Source organism: Oxalobacteraceae bacterium OTU3CAMAD1, assembly GCA_024123915.1.
In the GTDB taxonomy this organism is placed as follows: domain Bacteria; phylum Pseudomonadota; class Gammaproteobacteria; order Burkholderiales; family Burkholderiaceae_D; genus Rugamonas.
In genome coordinates, this window is record CP099650.1 from 2,090,546 (window position 1) to 2,109,521 (window position 18,976).

An 18,976-nucleotide genomic window follows, 5' to 3' on the forward strand; every position below is an offset into this window, starting at 1 on the left:
GCTGTCCTATGCTCGGACCCCTTGTCCATTTTTGGTATCCACCCCATGAAGAAAAGTCCCAGCCGCCTGGTCACCGCCATGTGCATGCTCTTGCTTTCGTCGGCCCATCTTGACGCCAGGGCCGCCGCCATTCCCCAGCTCGTTCAAAAAAACGGCCGCCACGCGCTGATGGTCGACGGCCAGCCGTTCACAATGCTTGGCGTGCAGGCCCACAATTCGAGCAACTATCCCGGCGCGCTGGAGCCCGTGTGGTCCGCCGTCAAGGACGCGCATGCCAACACGCTTGAAATCCCCGTCGCCTGGGAGCAGGTCGAGCCGGTCGAAGGCAAATTCGATTTCAGCTACGTCGACACGCTGGTCGCGCAGGCGCGCCGGAACAAGGTGCGCCTGGTGCTGCTGTGGTTCGGCACCTATAAAAACACGCGTCCGCAGTACGCGCCGGAGTGGGTCAGGACCGACAACCAGCGTTTCCCGCGCATGCTCGACAAGGAGGGCAAGCCGACCTACTGCCTGTCGACCTACGGCGAGGAGACCTTGACGGCCGACACCAGGGCCTTCGTCGCCTTCATGGCGCATCTGAAGAAGATCGACGAGGCCGACCGCACCGTGATCATGGTGCAGGTCCAGAACGAGGTCGGCACGTTCAACAGCACGCGCGACTACAGTCCGAAGGCGGAGGCGGCGTTCCGCCAGCCGGTGCCGGCGTCCGTGCTGGCGAAAAAGAAGCCGCCCGTGCCCGGCGCCCCCAGCGGGACCTGGTCTGAGGTCTACGGCCCATATGCGGAAGAGTATTTCCTGGCGTATTCGATGGCCAGCTACATCGGCAAGATGGCCAAGGCCGGGCGCGCGGTCTACAACCTGCCGATGTTCGTCAACGCCGCCGTGCGCGATTCGGTCGCGCCGGCCACGCCGTGGAAGAACAATTTCAACGCCGGCGGCCCGACCTACGACGTGATCGACATCTACCAGGCGGCGGCCCCCCATATCGACATCTCCGCCGCCGACCTGTACGGCAAGGAGTCGGAGCAGGTCGCGGGCAACCTGGCCAAATACCAGCGACCGGACAACGCCCTGTTTATCCCTGAGATGGCCAACGCGCCTTACTTCGCGCGTTACATCTACCAGATACTGGGACGCGGCGCGATCGGTGTCGCGCCGTTCGGCGTCGATTACGCCGACTACACCAATTATCCGCTGGGGGCGCGGACGGCCGACAAGGCCATGGCCGCGCCGTTCGGCAAGATCTACGCGGCGTTCCGGCCGATGGAGCGGATGTGGGCGACCTGGGCGCTGGAGGGGCGCACCCACGGCATCGCCGAAAGCGACGAGCGCACGCCGCAAACCATCACCATGGGCAACTGGAGCGTCAACGCGATCTTCCGTGAATGGCACATGGGCACCGTCGCGCATTCGGCCAACAAGCAGGATTTCCCGCCCGGAACCGAGTTCCCCACCGGCGGCGCCGCCTTCGCGCAAACCGGCGACAACGAGTTCATCGTGATCGGCCAGCAGGTGCGCCTGCACTTCGGCGGCGCCGGCGCCAACGCCAACAAACCGGCCATGTATTTGCGCGTCGAGGAAGGCCGCTTCGACGCGGCGGGAAAATGGATCATGCAGCGCAACTGGAACGGCGACCAGGTCGATTCCGGCCTGAACCTGCCGGCCCGTCCCACCGTCCTGAAAGTGCGCATGGGGACGTATTTAGGCGGGCTATCCCATTGACGCCGGCGGCGCCGCCTGATCGCGGCCGTGCCCGGCGTCGCGCTTGCGCAGCGCGTTGAGCATGGTCGAGCGCGACGAGCCCAGATGGACCCGCATCGCCGCCAGCGCGGCGGCGACATCGCCCTCGGCCAGCGGACGCAGGATGGCCAGGTGCTCCTGTAGCGCGTACTGGTTGCGCGGGATCTCGTCGCGCTTGTCCCACTGGTAGTGGTAATGGTAGACCATGGAGACGACGTCGTTGAGGCTCTCGGCGAAGCGGTTGTCCAGCAGGCCGATCAGGAAGGTGTGGAATTCGCGGTCGAGCGCGGGGAATTCCGCGTGGCTCTCGGCCGGTTCGCGGCCCAGCGCCTCGTGGCGCGCCAGCAGCTCGCGCAGCCTGGCGAAGGCCGGGTCGTCCGGCGCCAGCTCGGCGATCTTTTCGATCGCCTTCAATTCGAACATCTCGCGCACCTCGCCCAGCTCCTGGGCGTATTTGGTGTCGAAGGCGCACAGGCGCCAGCCGCCGCGCGGGTTCTTTTCGATCATGCCGTTGCGCGAGAAGCCGATCAGGAATTCGCGTACGGCGATGGTGCTGACCCCGGCCGCGCGCGACAGCTCGACCTCGGTGAACTCGGCGCCCGGCGGCAGGTCGCGCTCGTAGATGCGCTCCATCAGCACTTGCTGCAGCTGCTCGGTGGCACTGTGCAGTTCGGCCACGTCGAAGTAGTCGTCCGGCCGGGGCTTGCGCAACAGATAGCGCTGCTTCATGCCGGCCACCAGTCCATGGTCGACCAGGTGGGCCAGCGCGCTGCGTACGGCGGTGCGGCTGCTGGCGACGATCTCGGTCATGCGCATTTCGGTGGGCAGGGGATCGCCAACGGCCAGGTGGTTGGCGGCGTGATCCAGCAGCAGGTTGATGCTGCGCCGGGTGGTGATGGGAAGTTTGGCCATGTTTTGTGGTGCGGGGCGCCGTCGTGGCGGCGTAGTGTATTGAATACATAGAATACACCACGATCGGCGCTCGCGTGTCGCGGCGGTAGTTTACAGCCTTGAATTTTGCAAGTTTACGCCATTATGAAATTCATCAAACGGCGGAATGATTTCGCGTGCACAACACGTTTGCGGTTCGCCTTCTGAATTGTTTGATATATGTTTATTAGGTTTTCACGTTTGCCGCCGGGGGAGGGATGTCGGCGGCCGGCGCGGAAACGGAGCCGTCGGCCCCGCCCGGGGAAGGCGGCTTCGCTGTCATCCATATATACAACAAATCATAAGGAGACAAGTAAGATGAAATGGATCAAAGCAGTGCTCGTTGCGGCCCGGCCCCTGGTGGCCGCCGGCGCGATGGTCGTGGCGGCCCAGCAGCCGGCCGCCGCCTATACCTGGGACACCGTCGCCATGGGCGGCGGAGGGTTCGTCTCGGCCGTCATTCCCAGCAAGGCCCAGGGCGTGGTGTACGCGCGCACCGACGTCGGAGGCGCCTTCCGCTGGGACAATTCAGCCGCGCGCTGGGTGTCCATGCTCGATTGGGTGGCCGATGACCAGACCGGTTACCTCGGCGTCGAATCGTTGGCGGTCGATCCCAAGAACGCGGCCAACGTCTATTTGTACGTCGGCATCAGCTACTTCAACGGCGGCAAGAGCGCCGTGCTGCGTTCGACCGACTACGGCGCCACCTTCTCCACCACCGACGTGACCGCCCAGTTCAAGGCGCACGGCAATGGCATGGGGCGCCAGAACGGCGAGCGCATGGTGGTCGATCCAGGTTCGAGCAACGTGCTGTACCTGGGCACGCGCGCCAACGGCCTGTTCAAGAGCACCAACGCCGGCGCGGCCTGGGCAAAGGTGAACGCGCTCAACGTGACGACCACGGCCAACGAAAACGGCATCAGCGTGGTCATGGCCGATCCGGCCAGCGTGTCCGGCGGCGTGGCGCAGCGCCTGTTCGTCGGCGTGTCGCGCTACGGTTCGGCCGGCGCCAACTTTTATCGCAGCGACAACGCCGGCGGCTCGTTCAGCGCCGTCTCCGGCGGCCCGTCGAACCTGATGCCGCAGCGCGCCGCTTTCGACGGCGCCGGCAACCTGTACATCACCTACGCCAACGGCGCCGGCCCGCACGGCAACCAGTCGGGCACGGAGCCGATGAACAGCGGCCAGATCTGGAAATACACGATCGCCAACGGCGCCTGGACCAACGTCACGCCGGCCGGCGTGACGGTCGCGTTCAGCGGCATCAGCGTCGACCCCAACAATGCCCAGCGCCTGATCGCCTCGTCGGTCAACCAGTACGCCCAGCAGGGCAACAGCTGGGGCGACCGGGTGTATATCTCGACCAACGGCGGGGCGGCGTGGACCGACGTCGTCGCGCGCGGCTTCGCCAAGGACACCGGCGGCATCAACTGGATCGCCGGCTCGTCGATCCACTGGGCCGGCACGGTGGCGTTCGATCCGTTCAACACCAAGACCGTCTGGGTCACGTCGGGCAACGGCATCTTCAAAACCAGCGACATCGACGCCACCACGACCACCTGGACCTTCAACACCAAGGGACTGGAGGAGACGGTGCCGCTGAACATCAACAGCATCGCCGGCGGCCCGCTGCTGTCGGCGCTGGGCGACGTCGACGGCTTCCAGCACTACAACACCCAGAGCTACACCAACCCGATGTACACGCCGACGATGGGCACGACCACCGGCCTGGCGGTGGCGGACGCCAACACCAGCACAGTGGTTCGCGTCGGCAACGCGATGTACCGCTCCGCCAACGGCGGCACCAACTGGACGCAGGCCGCCATCAACGGCGCCAAGGGCCAAGTGGCGCTGTCGGCCAGCGGCGGCGTGTTGCTGCATAGCCCGGAAAACTCTTCCACCACCTACCGTTCGACCAACCTGGGCACGAACTGGACGGCCGTCGGCGGACTGGGCGTGAGCAACGCGCGTCCGCTGGGCGATCCGGTCAACAACAATAAGTTCTATGTGCACAATCCGGCCAATGGCGCCTTCATGATCAGCACCGACGGCGGCGCGTCGTTCTGGCAGTACAACACGCTGGCCGCCGGCGGCAGCGACGTGATCCGCGCGGCGCCCGGCCGCGAGGGCGACATCTGGGTGCCGCTCTACGGTGGCGGCCTGGCGCGCACCACCAGCTCCGGCTGGCAATTCACCACCTTCGCCAACGTCAGCTACTGCGGCGCGGTCGGCTTCGGCAAGGCGGCGGCGGGCGCGACCTATCCGACCGTCTTCATCTGGGGCACGGTCGGCGGCGTGCGCGGCTTGTTCCGTTCGACAGATACCGGCCAGACGTGGACGCGCATCAACGACAACGCCCACCAGTACGGTGGCCCGGGCAACGGCAGGTTCGTCGTCGGCGACATGAACACCTTCGGCGTGGTCTACATGAGCACGGCGGGCAGGGGGATCGTGGTGGGCCGGCCGTAACCCTGGCGCTGGCGTAGTGAAGGGGACGCCGGCGTCGGCGATCGCCGACGGCGGCGGTTACACAAAACACCGAGACAACCTGGAAGACTTTGTAGTAAATGTTCATTATATATGTGGAACAATTTGGGTTATCATCTAGCCAAACTACCCATTCGAGACGCTTATAAATGAAATCTTTGCACACGAAGAAAGTCCCGGGGCGAGTGCTCCTGGCAGGCATGCTCGCAGCCACGATCGCCGCCCACGCAGCCCCGCCGTCGCGGTTGCCTTCGATGCCGCCCATGCCGGCGCTGCCGTCGCCGCTGCCGCAGGACAGTGTGGACATGGCCGCCCACGATTCCGCGCCGGAAGTGAAGCTGGCGTTGCCGATTACGGCAGGCCCTTTCGAACCCACCTGGGAATCGATCGAGAAAAACTACCCGGGCACGCCGGCTTGGCTGCGCGAAGCGAAATTCGGCATCTGGGTGCATTTCGGACCGCAGGCGGCCGGCATGAGCGGCGACTGGTACGCGCGACGGATGTACGCGCCCGGCACGCCGGCCTACGACAACCACCTCAAGAACCAGGGACATCCTTCGCGCGTCGGCTACAAGGAAATGCTGCGCGACTGGAATCCAAGCAAGCTCGATCCGGCCAAGTTGACGGCGCTGTACAAGGCGGCGGGCGCGCGCTTCCTGATCGTCCAGGGCGTGCATCACGATAATTTCGACTTGTGGGACTCGCGCTACCAGCCGTGGAATTCGACCCGCATGGGTCCAAAGCGCGATCTGGTCGGCGAGTGGTCCAAGGCGGCCAGGGAGGCCGGCATGCGCTATGGCGTGGCCTTCCATCATGAATATTCGTGGTGGTGGTGGCAAACCGCCTTCGGCAGCGACAAGCAGGGGCCGCTGGCCGGCGTTCCCTACGATGGAGCCCTGACCATGGCCGACGGCAAGGGAAAGTGGTGGGAAGGGCTCGATCCGCGCCGGCTCTACAACGTCGACCTGCGCGAATACAAGGGCGTCGCAGCGGCGGCCCAGACGGATTGGAATCCCCCGCCGGCCGGTCTGTTCAGCCGTCACACCGCGTATACGAAGTGGTATGCCACCCAATGGGCGCTGCGCATGATGGACGTGGTGGAGCGCTACGATCCAGATTTCATCTATACCGATGGCACGGGGCCGCAACCGTTTAGCGGAACCCACACCGGCACCGGCATCAAGTCCGATGCGACGCAGCGCGTGATCGCCGATTTCTACAACCAGACCCTGAAAAAGCGTGGCAAGGTCGACACCTTCAGCATCATCAAATTCCGGCCAACCACCAACGGCACCGTGAATACGGAGGAGGGCAGCGTCCCGGACGGCATCAAGTCCGACCAGGCGTGGATCGCGGAAACGCCGGTGGGGGATTGGTACTACGGGCCCGGTTTCACCTACGATTCGGGCGCGGTGATCCGCTATATCCTTGAGCAGGTGTCGCGCGACGGCAATGTCGCCATCTGTATTTCGCCGCTGCCCGATGGTTCGCTGGACGCCGGCAGCACCCGCATGCTGGAGGAGGTCGGCGCCTGGATGCAACTGAACGGCCAGGGCATCTACGGCAGCAAAGCCTGGGCCGTGCCCGGCGAGGGCGCGGGCGGGAAGTTGCGCACTCTGCCTGGAGGCAAGATCGGAAAAGAGCAGGCCGAGTTCCGCTTCGGTCCCAAGGATTTCCGCTTCACGGTGGGCGGCGACGGTTCGCTCTACGCGTACAGCATGGCGGTTCCCGCCGCCGGCAGCGAACTCCGCATCGCTTCGCTTGGCCGCGCCGCCAAGCTGCTGGGCAAGCCGGTCGCCTCCGTCACCTTGCTCGGCCACGCCGGCGCGCCCTTGCGCTGGAAGCAGGAGGATGACGCGCTCGTCATCACCGTGCCCGAGGGGATGTCGTTCGCCACGGCGGTTGGTTTCAACATCAGGTAGCACATCGCGAAAGATCCGCCGGTTTAACGGTTTCGATAAAGGAGCATTACCATGACATCAGAAGCAAACAAACTCACCATGCAGAAGTTTGTCGAGTTCATCAACACCGCCAGCGAAGCATTGGCCGACGAACTCATCTCCACGGAGGCAATCTTTCATGTGCCGGGACGTCCGGAGCCAATGAAAGGGCCAGCTGGTTATCTCGCCATCATCGGCATGATGCGCGAAGGATTCCCCGACATTCAGTGGACCCTGGAAGAGATGGTGGCCGAGAGCGATAAAGTGGCCGCCCGGTTTACGATGCGCGGCACACATCAAGGACCATTCTTCGGTGTAGCGCCAACCGGGAAAAAGATCACCGTGCAAGCCATGAACCTCTACCGTCTCTCCGGCGGCAAGTTCGTCGAAGAGCGCGGCCAGCCCGATATGCTTGGCTTGTTACAGCAAATCGGTGCCGCGCCATCGAATTGACCCGGGACGCTGCCAGGAGGGCCGAAAAAAAGGAGCGTTGCCGCTCCTTTCTGTTATTCCAGGTTTTGCACCTGCTCGCGCATCTGCTCGATAAGCAACTTGAGCTCCATCGAGGCGTCGGCCAGCTCCTTGACGGAGGCCTTGGCGCCCAGCGTGTTCGCTTCGCGGTTGAGCTCCTGCATCATGAAGTCCAGGCGCTTGCCGACCTGGCCGCCCTTTTTCAGGATGTGGCGCGTCTCGGTCAGGTGCGCCGACAGCCGGCCCAGCTCCTCGGCGACGTCGATGCGGATGCCGTACAGGATCACTTCCTGGCGGATGCGTTCGAGCGCGTCCTGGCGCGACAGCGCCGAATTCGAGCCCTGGCAGGCCAGGCCCAGCGCGTCCTGCATGCGCTCGACGGCTTTTTGCTGGAAGGCGGCGACCACCTGCGGAATGAGCGGCGTGATGCGCTTGACGATCACCTCCATCGCCTCGATGCGTGAGGTCAGCATCGCTTCGAGCGCGGCGCCTTCGCGCTGGCGGCTGACGACGAAGGCCTCGACCGTGCGCGCGGTCAGCGCGGCGACGTCGGCCTGCAGCGACTCCTGGCCGATCTGGGCTTCCTCGATGACGCCGGGCCAGCGCAGCAGTTCGGCCACGGACATGGTCGGCGCGGCGGGGAAGTGCGCGCCGACTTCTTGTTGCAGTCGTTGTAATTCGGTCAATAGGGGCAGGTTGAGCGCCTGCGTGCCGGCCGTGGCCGCCTTCCGGCCGAAACTGAGCCTCAGCTCGACCTTGCCGCGCGTGATGGCGGCCATGACCGCCGAGCGCAAATCGGGTTCGAGCGCGCGCAAATCGTCGTTTATTCGAAACTGAAGGTCGAGAAAGCGCGAGTTGACGCTCTTGATTTCGATCGTCAGTGTGCCCGCCGCGCTTTCACTGGTGGCGACTGCGTAGCCCGTCATGCTGGAAATGCTCAATGGATGTCCCCGATTTAATCTTTACAAAACAGTGATTTATCCACACAATCCGATGTGTTGAGGCGAGGAATCCTATGGCTGCACAAAACAACGCCCCGTTACCCGATGGTCTGGAAATTGCTGGATATCGCATTGTAAAGAAAATTGCGTCCGGTGGGTTCAGTATTGTTTACCTCGCGTACGACCCCGACGGGGTGGCCGTCGCCATCAAGGAGTATTTGCCCAGTTCGCTTGCGCTGCGCCAGGACGGCGAGCTGGTGCCGACCGTCTCGCGCGCCAACCTGGCGGTGTTCCGGATCGGCCTCAAATGCTTCTTCGAGGAGGGCCGGGCGCTGGCGCGCATCTCCCATCCCAACGTCGTCAGCGTGCTCAACTTCTTCCGCGCCCACGATACCGTCTACATGGTGATGGCCTACGAATCGGGCCATTCGCTGCAGGAGCATATCCAGGGCCAGCGCGCCAAGGGCGGCAAAGTGGGCGAGGCGTTCATCCGAACGATCTTTATTCAGGTGCTCAAGGGACTGCGCGAAGTCCACGCCAACAAGCTGCTGCACCTGGACCTGAAACCGGCCAATATCTACCTGCGCACCGACGGCACGCCAATGCTGTTAGACTTCGGCGCGGCGCGCCAGACCGTCAACAACGACCTGCCGACCCTGACGCCGATGTACACGCCGGGCTTCGCGCCGCCGGAGCTGTACTCCAAAACCGGCGGCCTGGGGCCGTGGTCGGACGTCTACAGCATCGGCGCGTCGATGTTCGCCTGCATGGTCGGCTCGCCGCCGCAGCCGGCCGACCAGCGCAAGACCGAGGATAAAATGGCCGGCCACTTCGACAAGCTCGCCGGCGCCTACACCCCGGAGCTGGTGCGGCTGGTGCGCTGGTGCCTGATGGTCGATCCTTTGGCGCGGCCGCAAAGCCTGTTCGCGCTGCAGAAGGTGCTGCAGGCGGCGGTGGCGCCCACGCCGGAACCGCCACCCCCGGCGCAGGCAGGGCGGGGCATCATCGAAAGGCTGGGCGGCGGCCTGCGCGGCTTGGTCGGACGGCTGGGCGGCGCGGCCAAACCGAAGGCGAAGGCCGGGCCGGATACCCTGGTCTGAGCCGGACCGGGTACGTTAAACAAGGCGACTGCGAAGGCAAACAATGCAATTCTCCGTGTATCAGGAAAGCCACATCGGCGGCCGCAAGGTCAACCAGGACCGCATGGGCTACAGCTTCACGCGCGACGCCTTGCTGCTGGTGCTGGCCGACGGCATGGGTGGCCACCTGCGCGGCGAGGTCGCGGCCGCCGTCGCGCTGCAAACCATTTCGGCCATGTTCCAGCAGCAGGCCACGCCGTACGTGAAAAAGCCGCAGCGCTTCCTCGAGGAGGCCTTCATGGCCGCGCACAACGACATCCACGCCTACCGCAAGGCCCACGCCATGCCGGAGACGCCGCGCACCACCATCGTCGCCTGCCTGATCCAGCACGGCACGGCGACCTGGGCGCACTGCGGCGACTCGCGCCTGTACTGGCTGCGCGACGGCCGCATCCTGGCGCGCACGCGCGACCACTCGCATATCGAAAGCCTGATCGCCAAGGGGCTGGCGCAGGCGTCGGAGCGCGCCACCCACCCGGACCGCAACAAGCTGTATAACTGCCTGGGCGCCGACAGCCTGCCGAAGGTGGAGGTGTCGGGCGGCGGCGGCCTGCTGCCGGGCGACCAGATGCTGTTGTGCTCCGACGGGTTGTGGTCTATGCTGCCGGACGATGAAATGGCGCGCCGCATGCACGCGCACACGGTGGTGCGGGCCGTGCCGGATCTGCTGCGGGCGGCGCTGGGCGCGGCCGGCGACGGCAGCGACAACGTCACCGCGCTGGCCATCATGTGGCAGGGCAGCTCGGTGGTCGACGGCATGGGCGCGACGACGGCGGGCGGGATGCCGACGGTGATTTCCACCGAGGCGCTGCCGCAGGACCTGCATAGCACCACCATCCAGGGCGGGCCGGTTCAGGAGCCATTGGAACCATCCGCGGCCGCCATGGATAGCGCCTTCGATGACGATGAAATTGAAAAAGCCATTGCCGAGATACGCGGCGCGATCGAAAAATCCTCCCAGATTCTCAAATAATCCCCACACAATTCACAAGGACACCGTATGACCTTAGCAACACCCACCTTCGCCCGTCCCAGCGGCCGCACCGTCGATGCCTTGCGCACGCTGCGCCTGACCCGCGACTATACCAAGCACGCCGAAGGCTCGGTGCTGATCGAATGCGGCGACACCAAGGTCATTTGCACCGCCAGCATCGAGGACAAGGTGCCCGGCTTCCTGAAGGGCAAGGGCCAGGGCTGGATGACGGCCGAATACGGCATGCTGCCGCGTTCGACCCACACGCGCATGGACCGCGAGGCCGCGCGCGGCAAGCAGTCGGGCCGCACGCAGGAGATCCAGCGCCTGATTGGCCGTTCGCTGCGCGCCGCCTTCGACCTGCAGGCCTTCGGCGAGCGCACCTTGCACCTGGACTGCGACGTGATCCAGGCCGACGGCGGCACCCGCACCGCGTCGATCACCGGCGCCATGGTCGCCGCGCATGACGCGTTCTCCAAACTGGTCGCGCGCGGCGCGGTGCCGGCCATTCCGCTCAAGGGTTTCGTGGCGGCGATCTCGGTCGGCGTGTACCAGGGCGTGCCGGTGCTGGACCTGGACTATGTCGAGGATTCGAGCTGCGATACCGATATGAACGTGGTGATGAACGACGCCGGCCACTTCATCGAAGTGCAGGGCACGGCCGAGGGCGCGGCGTTCGACCGCGCCGGCATGAACCGCCTGCTCGACCTGGCGCAGGGCGGCATCGCCGATTTGATCAAGTTGCAGAAGCAGGTGCTGGGCGTGGCCTGACGGACGCCGGGTCGCCACAAATCCACGTAGGGCGGATTAGCGAAGCGTAATCGGCCATGCAGGTGCCGCCAGCGGCTCACGCACTGGCCGATTACGGCGTTCCGCCTAATCCGCCCTACGTGGTTCCGTAGCATGGCGACCGCCCTGGTGGGGGAGACTTTCATGAAAAAGTGGCCGTTAATGCTGCTGTTGTGGGCTTTCTTTCTTGCGGGCTGGCCGCTCGCCGCGCTATCCAGGGACCTCAATATCGTCTTCATCCCGAAGTCGCGCGACCAGGACTTCTGGACTTTCATGCGCCAGGGCGTCGACAAGGCGGTGCGTGAAGAGGGCGGCGTCAAGCTGACCTGGCGCGGCCCGGCCTACAACGACGATATCGATTCGCAGATCGATATCCTGCGCCTGTATTCCCGGGCCGACGTGGACGCCGTCATCATCGTGCCGACCGACCGGGTGCGCCTGATGGACCCGGTCCGCAAGGCGGCGGCGATGGGCGTCAAGATCGTCGTCGTCGATTCGGCGCTGGGTGGCGACTGGCACACCAACTTCGTCGGCACCGACAACCACGCCGCCGGCCGGCTCGCCGCCGAGCGCCTGTCGTCGCTGCTGAACGGGCACGGCACCGTGCTGGTGATGCGCACCATCGCCGGCAGCGGATCGACCGAGGACCGCGCCAACGGCTTCGTCAACTATCTCGCCAGGCACGCCCCACACATCATCGTCATCGACGAATACGGCGGCGGCACGCGCGGCAAGATCGCCCGCGCCGGCCTGGCGGCGCTGACAAAACACAAGCAGATCGACGGCATCTTCGCCGTCAACGAATCGGCCACCGACGGCATGCTGCGCGCGCTGCGCCAGACGGGGGAGGCCGGCAAGAAGAAACTGATCGGCTTCGACACCAGCGATTTTCTGCTGGAAGGCCTGAAAAAGCAGGAAATCCACGGCCTGGTGCTGCAGAACACGCGCCAGATGGGCTATCAGGGCATGAAGGCGGCCATCGCCGCCGCCAAAGGCGCCCCCGTCAAGGGGCGCGACGTCGTGACCGAGGCGGTGATGGTCACCTTGGAAAACCATCTGCGGCCCGAGATCCAGTCGTTGCTGGTGCCCTAGCCGTGGATCGCCGGCGGGTGGGTTCCATGCAAAAGGTTTACAATGTCGCCTTCTCCGCATGACTCGATCGCAGCCCATACCATGACCCAACGCCTGATCCTCGCCTCCAACAACGCCGGCAAACTCAAGGAATTCAACGAACTGCTGTCCACGGTGGGCTTTTCCGTCCACGCGCAGGGCGAGTTCGGCGTGCCCGAGGCGGATGAGCCTTTTCACACATTTGTCGAAAATGCACTGCAAAAGGCGCGCCACGCGTCGCGCCTGACCGGCTTGCCGGCGCTGGCGGACGATTCCGGCGTATGCGTCAACGCGCTGGGCGGCGCCCCGGGCGTGTACTCGGCGCGCTTCGCCGGCGAGCCGAAGTCGGACGCCCGCAACAACGAGAAGATGATCGCCGACCTGGCCGCGCACGCCGACAAATCGGCCTACTACTACTGCGTGCTGGTGTTCGTGCGCCACGCCGACGATCCGCAGCCGGTCATCGCCGACGGCCGCTGGAACGGCGAGATGATCGCCACGCCGCGCGGCAACGGCGGCTTCGGCTACGACCCGTACTTCTTCATCCCGGCGTTGGGCAAGTGCGCGGCCGAGCTGACCGCCGACGAGAAAAACGCCATGTCCCATCGCGGCCAGGCATTGCGCGCGCTGGTAGAGAAACTGAAATGATCCCGATCAAAATCGTCGGCGCCGGCGGCAAGGCGGCTGCACCGGCATCTCCGCCGGCCCACAGCGCCGATCTGGGCGACGCGGCCGGCGTCGCGCTCAAGTATCTGCAAAGCGGCTCGCTGAACCTGTCGGCGCTGCCGCCGCTGTCGCTGTACATCCATTTCCCGTGGTGCGTGAAGAAGTGCCCGTATTGCGACTTCAACTCGCACGAGGCGAAGGAGGGGGGCGCCTTCCCTGAACAGGAATACCTGGACGCCATGCGCGCCGACCTGGAAATGGCGCTGCCGCTGATCTGGGGCCGCAAGATCTACACGATCTTCATCGGCGGCGGCACGCCGAGCCTGATGTCGGCGGCGGGCCTGGACCGCCTGCTGTCGGACGTGCGCACCTTGCTGCCGCTCGACAGCGACGTCGAGATCACGATGGAGGCCAATCCGGGCACCTTCGAGGCGGAGAAGTTCAAGTCCTACCGCGCCAGTGGCGTCAACCGCCTGTCGATCGGTATCCAGAGCTTCAACGCGCGCCACCTGAAGGCGCTGGGCCGCATCCATGACGACAATGAGGCGCGGCGCGCGGTCGATATCGCGCTGGCCAACTTCGACAACTTCAATCTGGATTTGATGTACGCGCTGCCGTCGCAGACGCTGGAGGAGGCCAGGCTCGACGTGGAGACGGCGATGTCGTTCAAGCCGCCGCACCTGTCGCTGTACCACCTGACGATGGAGCCGAACACGTTGTTCGCCAAGTATCCGCCGTCGTTGCCCGACGACGACGCCAGCGCCGACATGCAGGACATGATCGCCGAACTCACCGCCGCCAATGGCTACCAGCAGTACGAGGTGTCTGCGTACGCCAAGGACGGCCACCGCGCGCGCCACAATCTGAATTACTGGGAGTTTGGCGATTATCTGGGCATCGGCGCCGGGGCGCATTCGAAGATATCGTTCCCGCATCGCATACTGCGGCAGGCGCGCTACAAGCAGCCGAAGGCCTACATGGAGCAGGTCAGGCTGGGCGCGCCGGTGCAGGAGGAGTACGAGATCGCCCGTGAGGACATGGGCTTCGAGTTCATGCTCAACACCTTGCGCCTGCACGGCGGGTTCGATCCGAACCTGTTCAGCGAGCGCACCGGATTGAGTTTGAACGCGATCGAGAAAAGCCTCAACGCCGCCGAGGCCAAGGGCTTGCTATACCGGGATTACAAGGTGATCCGGCCCACCGAGTTGGGCCAGCGCTTCCTCAACGATTTGCAGCAGATGTTTTTGACCACCTGACCCGGAAGTTCGGGGTCTGACCCCAAGGGGTCAGACCCCAGCCGTGGCTTGGGGTTAGAACTCTTCCCAATCCTTGTCGTTGCCGACCGTGGCGGGCCTGCGGGCGTTGCTGCTGGCGCTGGACGACGCCAGGCGGACGGCCGGCTTTTTCGGGGCGGCGGGCGCGGAGCGGACCGGCGCCTTGACGGCGATCTTGCGCGCGGCCGGTGGCGCGGCCAATGTCTGGCGCGCACCATCGTCATCCAGCTTGAACGACGACGCCACATCCGCCAGGCGCTCGGCCTGTTCCTGCATGCTGGCCGCCGCCGCGGCGGCTTCCTCGACCAGCGCGGCGTTCTGCTGCGTGACCTGGTCCATCTGCGTGATGGCGGTGTTGACCTGGTCGATCCCGATGCTTTGCTCGCTGCTGGCCGAGGTGATCTCGCCCATGATGTCCGTCACGCGGCGCACGCTGTCCACCACCTCGTTCATCGTGCTGCCGGCCTGTTGCACCAGCTTGGAGCCGATGTCGACCTGCTCGACCGAATTGCCGATCAACTCCTTGATCTCCTTGGCCGCCGCCGCCGAGCGCTGCGCCAGATTGCGCACCTCCGAGGCGACCACCGCGAAGCCGCGTCCCTGTTCGCCGGCGCGCGCCGCTTCCACCGCCGCGTTCAGCGCCAGGATGTTGGTCTGGAAGGCGATGCCGTCGATGACGCTGATGATGTCGAAGATTTTGCGCGACGAGTCGTTGATCGTGCCCATGGTGTTGACCACCTGGCCGACGATCGAGCCGCCGCGTTCGGCCACGTCGGAGGCGGCGTGCGCCAGCTGGTTGGCCTGGCGCGCGTTTTCGGCGTTCTGGCGAACGGTCGACGTCAGTTCCTCCATCGACGACGCGGTTTCCTCCAGCGAGCTGGCTTGTTCCTCGGTGCGCTGCGACAGGTCCATATTGCCGGCGGCGATTTCGTTGGAGGCGCTGGCGATGGTCTTGGTGCCGACCTGCACCTGGTTGACGACATTGCGCAGCGAGTCGTTCATGCCCTTCAGGGCGGTCATCAGTTCGCCGATTTCGGAGCGCGACGTGGGGCCGTCGAAGCGGGTGGTCAGGTCGCCGTTGGCGACCGTCGCGGCGATGTCGATCGCCGACTTGAGCGGCGCGGTGATCGAGCGCGAGATGATCCACGCCGCCAGCGAGCCGATCGCGACCATCAGCACCGTCAGGATCAACAGCAGCGTGTTGCTGCGGGCGTTGGCGTCGTCGATCGCGTGCGCGGTATCGTCGATCGCCTTGCGCTGGTAGGCCAGCAGCTCGTTGACCTTGTTCTTGTAGGCCTCGGCGGCCGGCAGGAACTTGTCGCGGTAGGCCGCTTCGGCGGCGGCGTCGTCGCCGGCTTTGCGGATGTCGCCGACTTCGTTCTTGGCCTTCTGGTAGGCGGCGCGCAGCGCGATGGTGGCGTCGTACAGCTTGCGTTCGTCGTCGCTGGCCAGCAGTTCCTTGACCTTGCCCAGCAACTCGCCGCCGCGCTTGGTGCTGGCGGCGATGGTGTCGGCGAACACCACCGGCAAGGTGTCGTCCTTGCTGCGCGCGATCAGTTCGGTGCGGGCGACGGCGGAGTAGATCAGCACGTACCAGTCCGAGACCAGGCGCTCCTTGGCCAGCGGCTGCTCCATCATCTGTTTGGTGGCGGCGGCGTTGCTGCGGGCGTTGACCAGGCCCGCCGTGGTGGCGACGACCGCCAGTAGCAGGACGATGGCGAACGCGATGGCGAGGCGGGTGCCGATGCGCGTATGCGACAGAAAGTTCATGATTTACTCCAATAGCAATAGACGACAGCCGCGCCGAGGCGGCGCGGCTTGATAGGCGCAAGTATGCGCCCCGCCTTGCGGCCGGTCATGTGATCCGTGACGTTCTGTTGCGGATATGAAACAATGTGTCTTATCTAAAAAGACAATGTTGCCTTTATATCGGGCTTTTCGCACCAGCGGGCGAAGGCTTCGGCCATGCGTTCGCTCTCGGCGATGGCGCGCGTCCAGTCGCGGATGCGGGCGGCGTGGTTCTGGCCGTAGGCGGTGAAATCCTTGCGGTCCGGCGGTTTGCCGTTGGGGAGCGTGGCGACGAAGGATGCGGACGGCGAGACCAGTATCAGGTTGCCGAGGGCGGGGTCGCCTTCGCCGGCGCGGCGCCACGGCATCGACTTGTCCAGCCAGCCGGGCACGATGTAGTCGCTGAAGTGCGGGTACAGCACCAGGCCGGGGTCGCGCTGGTAGGGCAGGTGCAGGTGATAGTCGATCAAGCCGCCGTCCCAGTAGGCGCCGTCGGGCGCGCCGGCGATGGCCGTCACCGCCTCCAGCACCAGCGGGATGGAACCGGAGGCCAGCAGCGCATCGCGCAGGTTGGCCGCCGACAGATCGACGAAATGGCCGGCGAAGGCGTCGAACGGGTCGCGCAGCCAGTGCGCGTCGTCGCGGCGGTTGTGGAAGATCACGCGTTCCATCGCCCCGGCCAGGCGGTCGCGAGAGACGGCGTTGCCGGCGGCGGCCAGCAGGAAGCCGGCCATCTCGCGCCAGCGCACGCCGTTGGCCCGCGCCAGCGCGCCGGTGCCGCGCGCGGTCAGCACGCTGACGTGGTGGTGGGGATGGTCGACCGCTTCGGCGGCGCGGCCGTCGAGCAGTTCGTCGAGCAGCGCGCGGCAGGTCTGGCTGACGTAGGCGGCGGTGACCCTGGCCGGATAGCGCTGGTGGGCGTACAGGTGGGCCAGGCGTTTGTGGGCGGCGGCCGGATCGTCGAAGGCGGAAGCGGCCATGCGCCAGGCGCCGATCGAGGCGCCAACCAGCTTGCGCGGACGCGGGGCCGCTTTGAGCCAGGAGCCGAACAGCCATTGATCGAGGCCGTTGAGGATCAGGCCTTTGGGGCCGCCGGCGGCGGCCGGGATGATGGCGATGTCGGCCGCTTGCATGCCCTCGGCGGAGATGCGTTGGCGTGCGCGTTGACCGAGGCGGATAGTAATTGGCGACGACATGCGGTGTATGCGTTAAGTAGGAGGGTTTTAACCCGCACGGCGTGAACCGCATGGGGTCGTACCCAGCGGGTACGACCCCGGTGTGCCGGGGTTCCGGGTGCTATTTTATGCCGCCGCCCAAGGCGCGATACAGGTCGATCGCGCTGGTCGTGCGCAACAAGCGCGCCTGCACCAGCGATTGCTGCGCGCTGAACAGCTCGCGCTGCGCGTCCAGCACATCGAGCGAACTGGCGACGCCGTTGTCGAAGCGCAGTTGCGACAGCTTCAGGCGGTCCGCCTGCGCATCCTGCACCGCGCGTTGCGCGGCGACCTGTTCGCCCAGGTAGTCGCGCGCGGCCAGCGCGTCGGCCACCTCGCGGAAGGCGGTCTGGATGGTCTTCTCGTAGTCGGCCACCGCGATGTTCTTGCGCACTTCGGTCAGGGTCAGGTTGGCGCGGTTGCGGCCGGCGTCGAAGATCGGCAGCACCAGTTGCGGCGCGAACGACCAGCTGCCGGTGCCGCTGTCGAACAGCCCGCCCAGGGTCGGGCTGGTGCTGCCGATCGCCGCCGTCAGGCTGATGCGCGGGAAGAAGGCCGCGCGCGCGGCGCCGATGTTGGCGTTGGCCGATTTGAGCCGCTGTTCGGCGGCGCGGATGTCGGGCCGGCGCGCCAGCAGGTCGGACGGCAGCCCGGCCGGCACGGCGCTGAGCGCATCGATCTGGCTGTCGGTCGGCATGGCGCCGGCATTCGTGCCGGCGGCGCCGGTGGCCGAAGGCTGGCCGACCAGCAGGGTCAGGGCGTTTTCGGCTTGCGCGCGCTGGCGCGCCAGGGTCAGCGCGGCGGCGCGCGCCGTCTCCATCAGCGTTTCGTTGGAGCGCAGGTCCAGCCGCGACGAGGCGCCCACTTCGGCGCGCTGCTGCGTGAGCTTGTAGGTGCGGGCGCGCGCCTCGTAGCTTTGCTGCGCCAGCGCATACTGCTCGGCGTAGGCACGCTCGGTGAAGTAAGCCTGCGCCACTTGCGCGACCAGGCTGATTTGCGCCGCCTGGCGCGCCTCATCGGTGGCCAGGTAGGCCGCCAGCGCGGCGTCGTTCAGGCTTTTCACGCGGCCGAAGAAATCGAGCTCGAACGAGGAGATCGACAGGCCGGCGTCGACGCGGCGGCCGATCGTGCTCTCGCCGGTGGGCGATACCGTGGCGGGCGTCTTGGCGCGGGTGGCGCCGACGCTGGCGTTCAGGTTGGGCAGGCGGTCGGCCGACTGCACGTTGTACAGCGCGCGCGCCTCTTCGATGCGCAGCGCGGCGGTGCGCAGGTCGCGGTTGTTCTCCAGCGCGGCCGCGATCAGCTGTTGCAGGCGTGGCTCGTTGAAGTACTCGCGCCAGCCGGTGTCGATGGCATCGCGCTGGTTGGTTGCGGCGGATGGCGCCGCGCCGGTCTTTGCGGCCTTGCCGGCGTCGTCGGCCGGGAAGGCGGCGGCCACCGGGGCGTCGGGACGCTTATAAGTCGGCGCCAGCGAGCAGGCCGACAGCAGCGTCGCGCCCAGCATCGCGGTTGCC

Annotated in this window: 15 protein-coding genes; 10 read left to right on the top strand and 5 right to left on the bottom strand. The window is 65.8% G+C overall.

Translation table 11 applies throughout. The features are described 5' to 3' along the window. The first annotated feature begins 45 nt into the window (after window positions 1-45). Complete coding sequence (locus tag NHH88_08935; GenBank protein USX15887.1) at window positions 46-1,722, top strand: DUF5597 domain-containing protein; 1,677 nt, start codon at window positions 46-48, stop codon at window positions 1,720-1,722. Here the strand turns inward: NHH88_08935 and NHH88_08940 are convergent. Beyond that, a complete protein-coding gene (locus NHH88_08940) occupies window positions 1,711-2,652 on the bottom strand; it encodes a GntR family transcriptional regulator (protein USX15888.1) in 942 nt (313 codons plus the stop codon). The genes NHH88_08935 and NHH88_08940 overlap by 12 nt on opposite strands. A gap of 336 nt (window positions 2,653-2,988) precedes the next feature. Between NHH88_08940 and NHH88_08945 the strand changes: the two genes are divergently transcribed. From NHH88_08945 to NHH88_08955, 3 genes are all read left to right on the top strand, one after another. Further along, complete coding sequence (locus tag NHH88_08945; protein USX15889.1) at window positions 2,989-5,139, top strand: exo-alpha-sialidase; 2,151 nt, start codon at window positions 2,989-2,991, stop codon at window positions 5,137-5,139. Between the two features lie 218 nt (window positions 5,140-5,357). Beyond that, window positions 5,358-7,079, top strand: a complete 1,722-nt coding sequence (locus NHH88_08950) for an alpha-L-fucosidase (protein USX15890.1) — start codon at window positions 5,358-5,360, stop codon at window positions 7,077-7,079. A 51-nt stretch (window positions 7,080-7,130) separates the two neighbouring features. Continuing rightward, the gene (locus NHH88_08955) at window positions 7,131-7,550 is read left to right on the top strand and encodes an ester cyclase (protein USX15891.1); all 420 of its coding nucleotides are present in this window, start codon (window positions 7,131-7,133) and stop codon (window positions 7,548-7,550) included. 53 nt (window positions 7,551-7,603) lie between these two features. Here NHH88_08955 and NHH88_08960 read toward each other — a convergent pair whose 3' ends face one another. Beyond that, window positions 7,604-8,494, bottom strand: a complete 891-nt coding sequence (locus NHH88_08960) for a YicC family protein (GenBank protein ID USX15892.1) — start codon at window positions 8,492-8,494, stop codon at window positions 7,604-7,606. A gap of 89 nt (window positions 8,495-8,583) precedes the next feature. Between NHH88_08960 and NHH88_08965 the strand changes: the two genes are divergently transcribed. The 6 genes from NHH88_08965 (at window position 8,584) to hemW (ending at window position 14,442) form a co-directional block, all read left to right on the top strand. Beyond that, window positions 8,584-9,609 carry a serine/threonine protein kinase gene (locus NHH88_08965; protein USX15893.1) on the top strand — a complete coding sequence of 342 codons (1,026 nt, stop codon included), beginning with the start codon at window positions 8,584-8,586 and terminating at the stop codon, window positions 9,607-9,609. 43 nt (window positions 9,610-9,652) lie between these two features. Next, window positions 9,653-10,621: a serine/threonine-protein phosphatase gene (locus tag NHH88_08970; GenBank protein ID USX15894.1), complete on the top strand. Its 969-nt coding sequence runs from the start codon at window positions 9,653-9,655 to the stop codon at window positions 10,619-10,621. Between the two features lie 27 nt (window positions 10,622-10,648). After that, entirely contained in the window at window positions 10,649-11,392 is a 744-nt protein-coding gene (gene rph, locus NHH88_08975) for a ribonuclease PH (protein ID USX15895.1), read from the top strand. A gap of 162 nt (window positions 11,393-11,554) precedes the next feature. Beyond that, window positions 11,555-12,502, top strand: coding sequence for a substrate-binding domain-containing protein (locus tag NHH88_08980; GenBank protein ID USX15896.1), 948 nt, complete (start codon window positions 11,555-11,557; stop codon window positions 12,500-12,502). A gap of 81 nt (window positions 12,503-12,583) precedes the next feature. After that, entirely contained in the window at window positions 12,584-13,168 is a 585-nt protein-coding gene (gene rdgB, locus NHH88_08985) for an RdgB/HAM1 family non-canonical purine NTP pyrophosphatase (GenBank protein ID USX15897.1), read from the top strand. Further along, window positions 13,165-14,442, top strand: coding sequence for a radical SAM family heme chaperone HemW (gene hemW / locus NHH88_08990; protein ID USX15898.1), 1,278 nt, complete (start codon window positions 13,165-13,167; stop codon window positions 14,440-14,442). The genes rdgB and hemW overlap by 4 nt, the downstream gene beginning before the upstream one ends. A 54-nt stretch (window positions 14,443-14,496) precedes the next feature. On the opposite strand, the gene NHH88_08995 is transcribed toward hemW, so the two are convergent. The 3 genes from NHH88_08995 to NHH88_09005 form a co-directional block, all read right to left on the bottom strand. Next, window positions 14,497-16,230 carry a methyl-accepting chemotaxis protein gene (locus NHH88_08995; GenBank protein ID USX15899.1) on the bottom strand — a complete coding sequence of 578 codons (1,734 nt, stop codon included), beginning with the start codon at window positions 16,228-16,230 and terminating at the stop codon, window positions 14,497-14,499. Window positions 16,231-16,364: 134 nt separating this feature from the next. Continuing rightward, window positions 16,365-17,444 (bottom strand): patatin-like phospholipase family protein, encoded by a 1,080-nt coding sequence (locus tag NHH88_09000; protein ID USX15900.1) that lies wholly within the window; start codon window positions 17,442-17,444, stop codon window positions 16,365-16,367. Window positions 17,445-17,544: 100 nt separating this feature from the next. After that, the gene (locus tag NHH88_09005) at window positions 17,545-18,966 is read right to left on the bottom strand and encodes an efflux transporter outer membrane subunit (protein ID USX17301.1); all 1,422 of its coding nucleotides are present in this window, start codon (window positions 18,964-18,966) and stop codon (window positions 17,545-17,547) included. Window positions 18,967-18,976 lie beyond the last annotated feature (10 nt).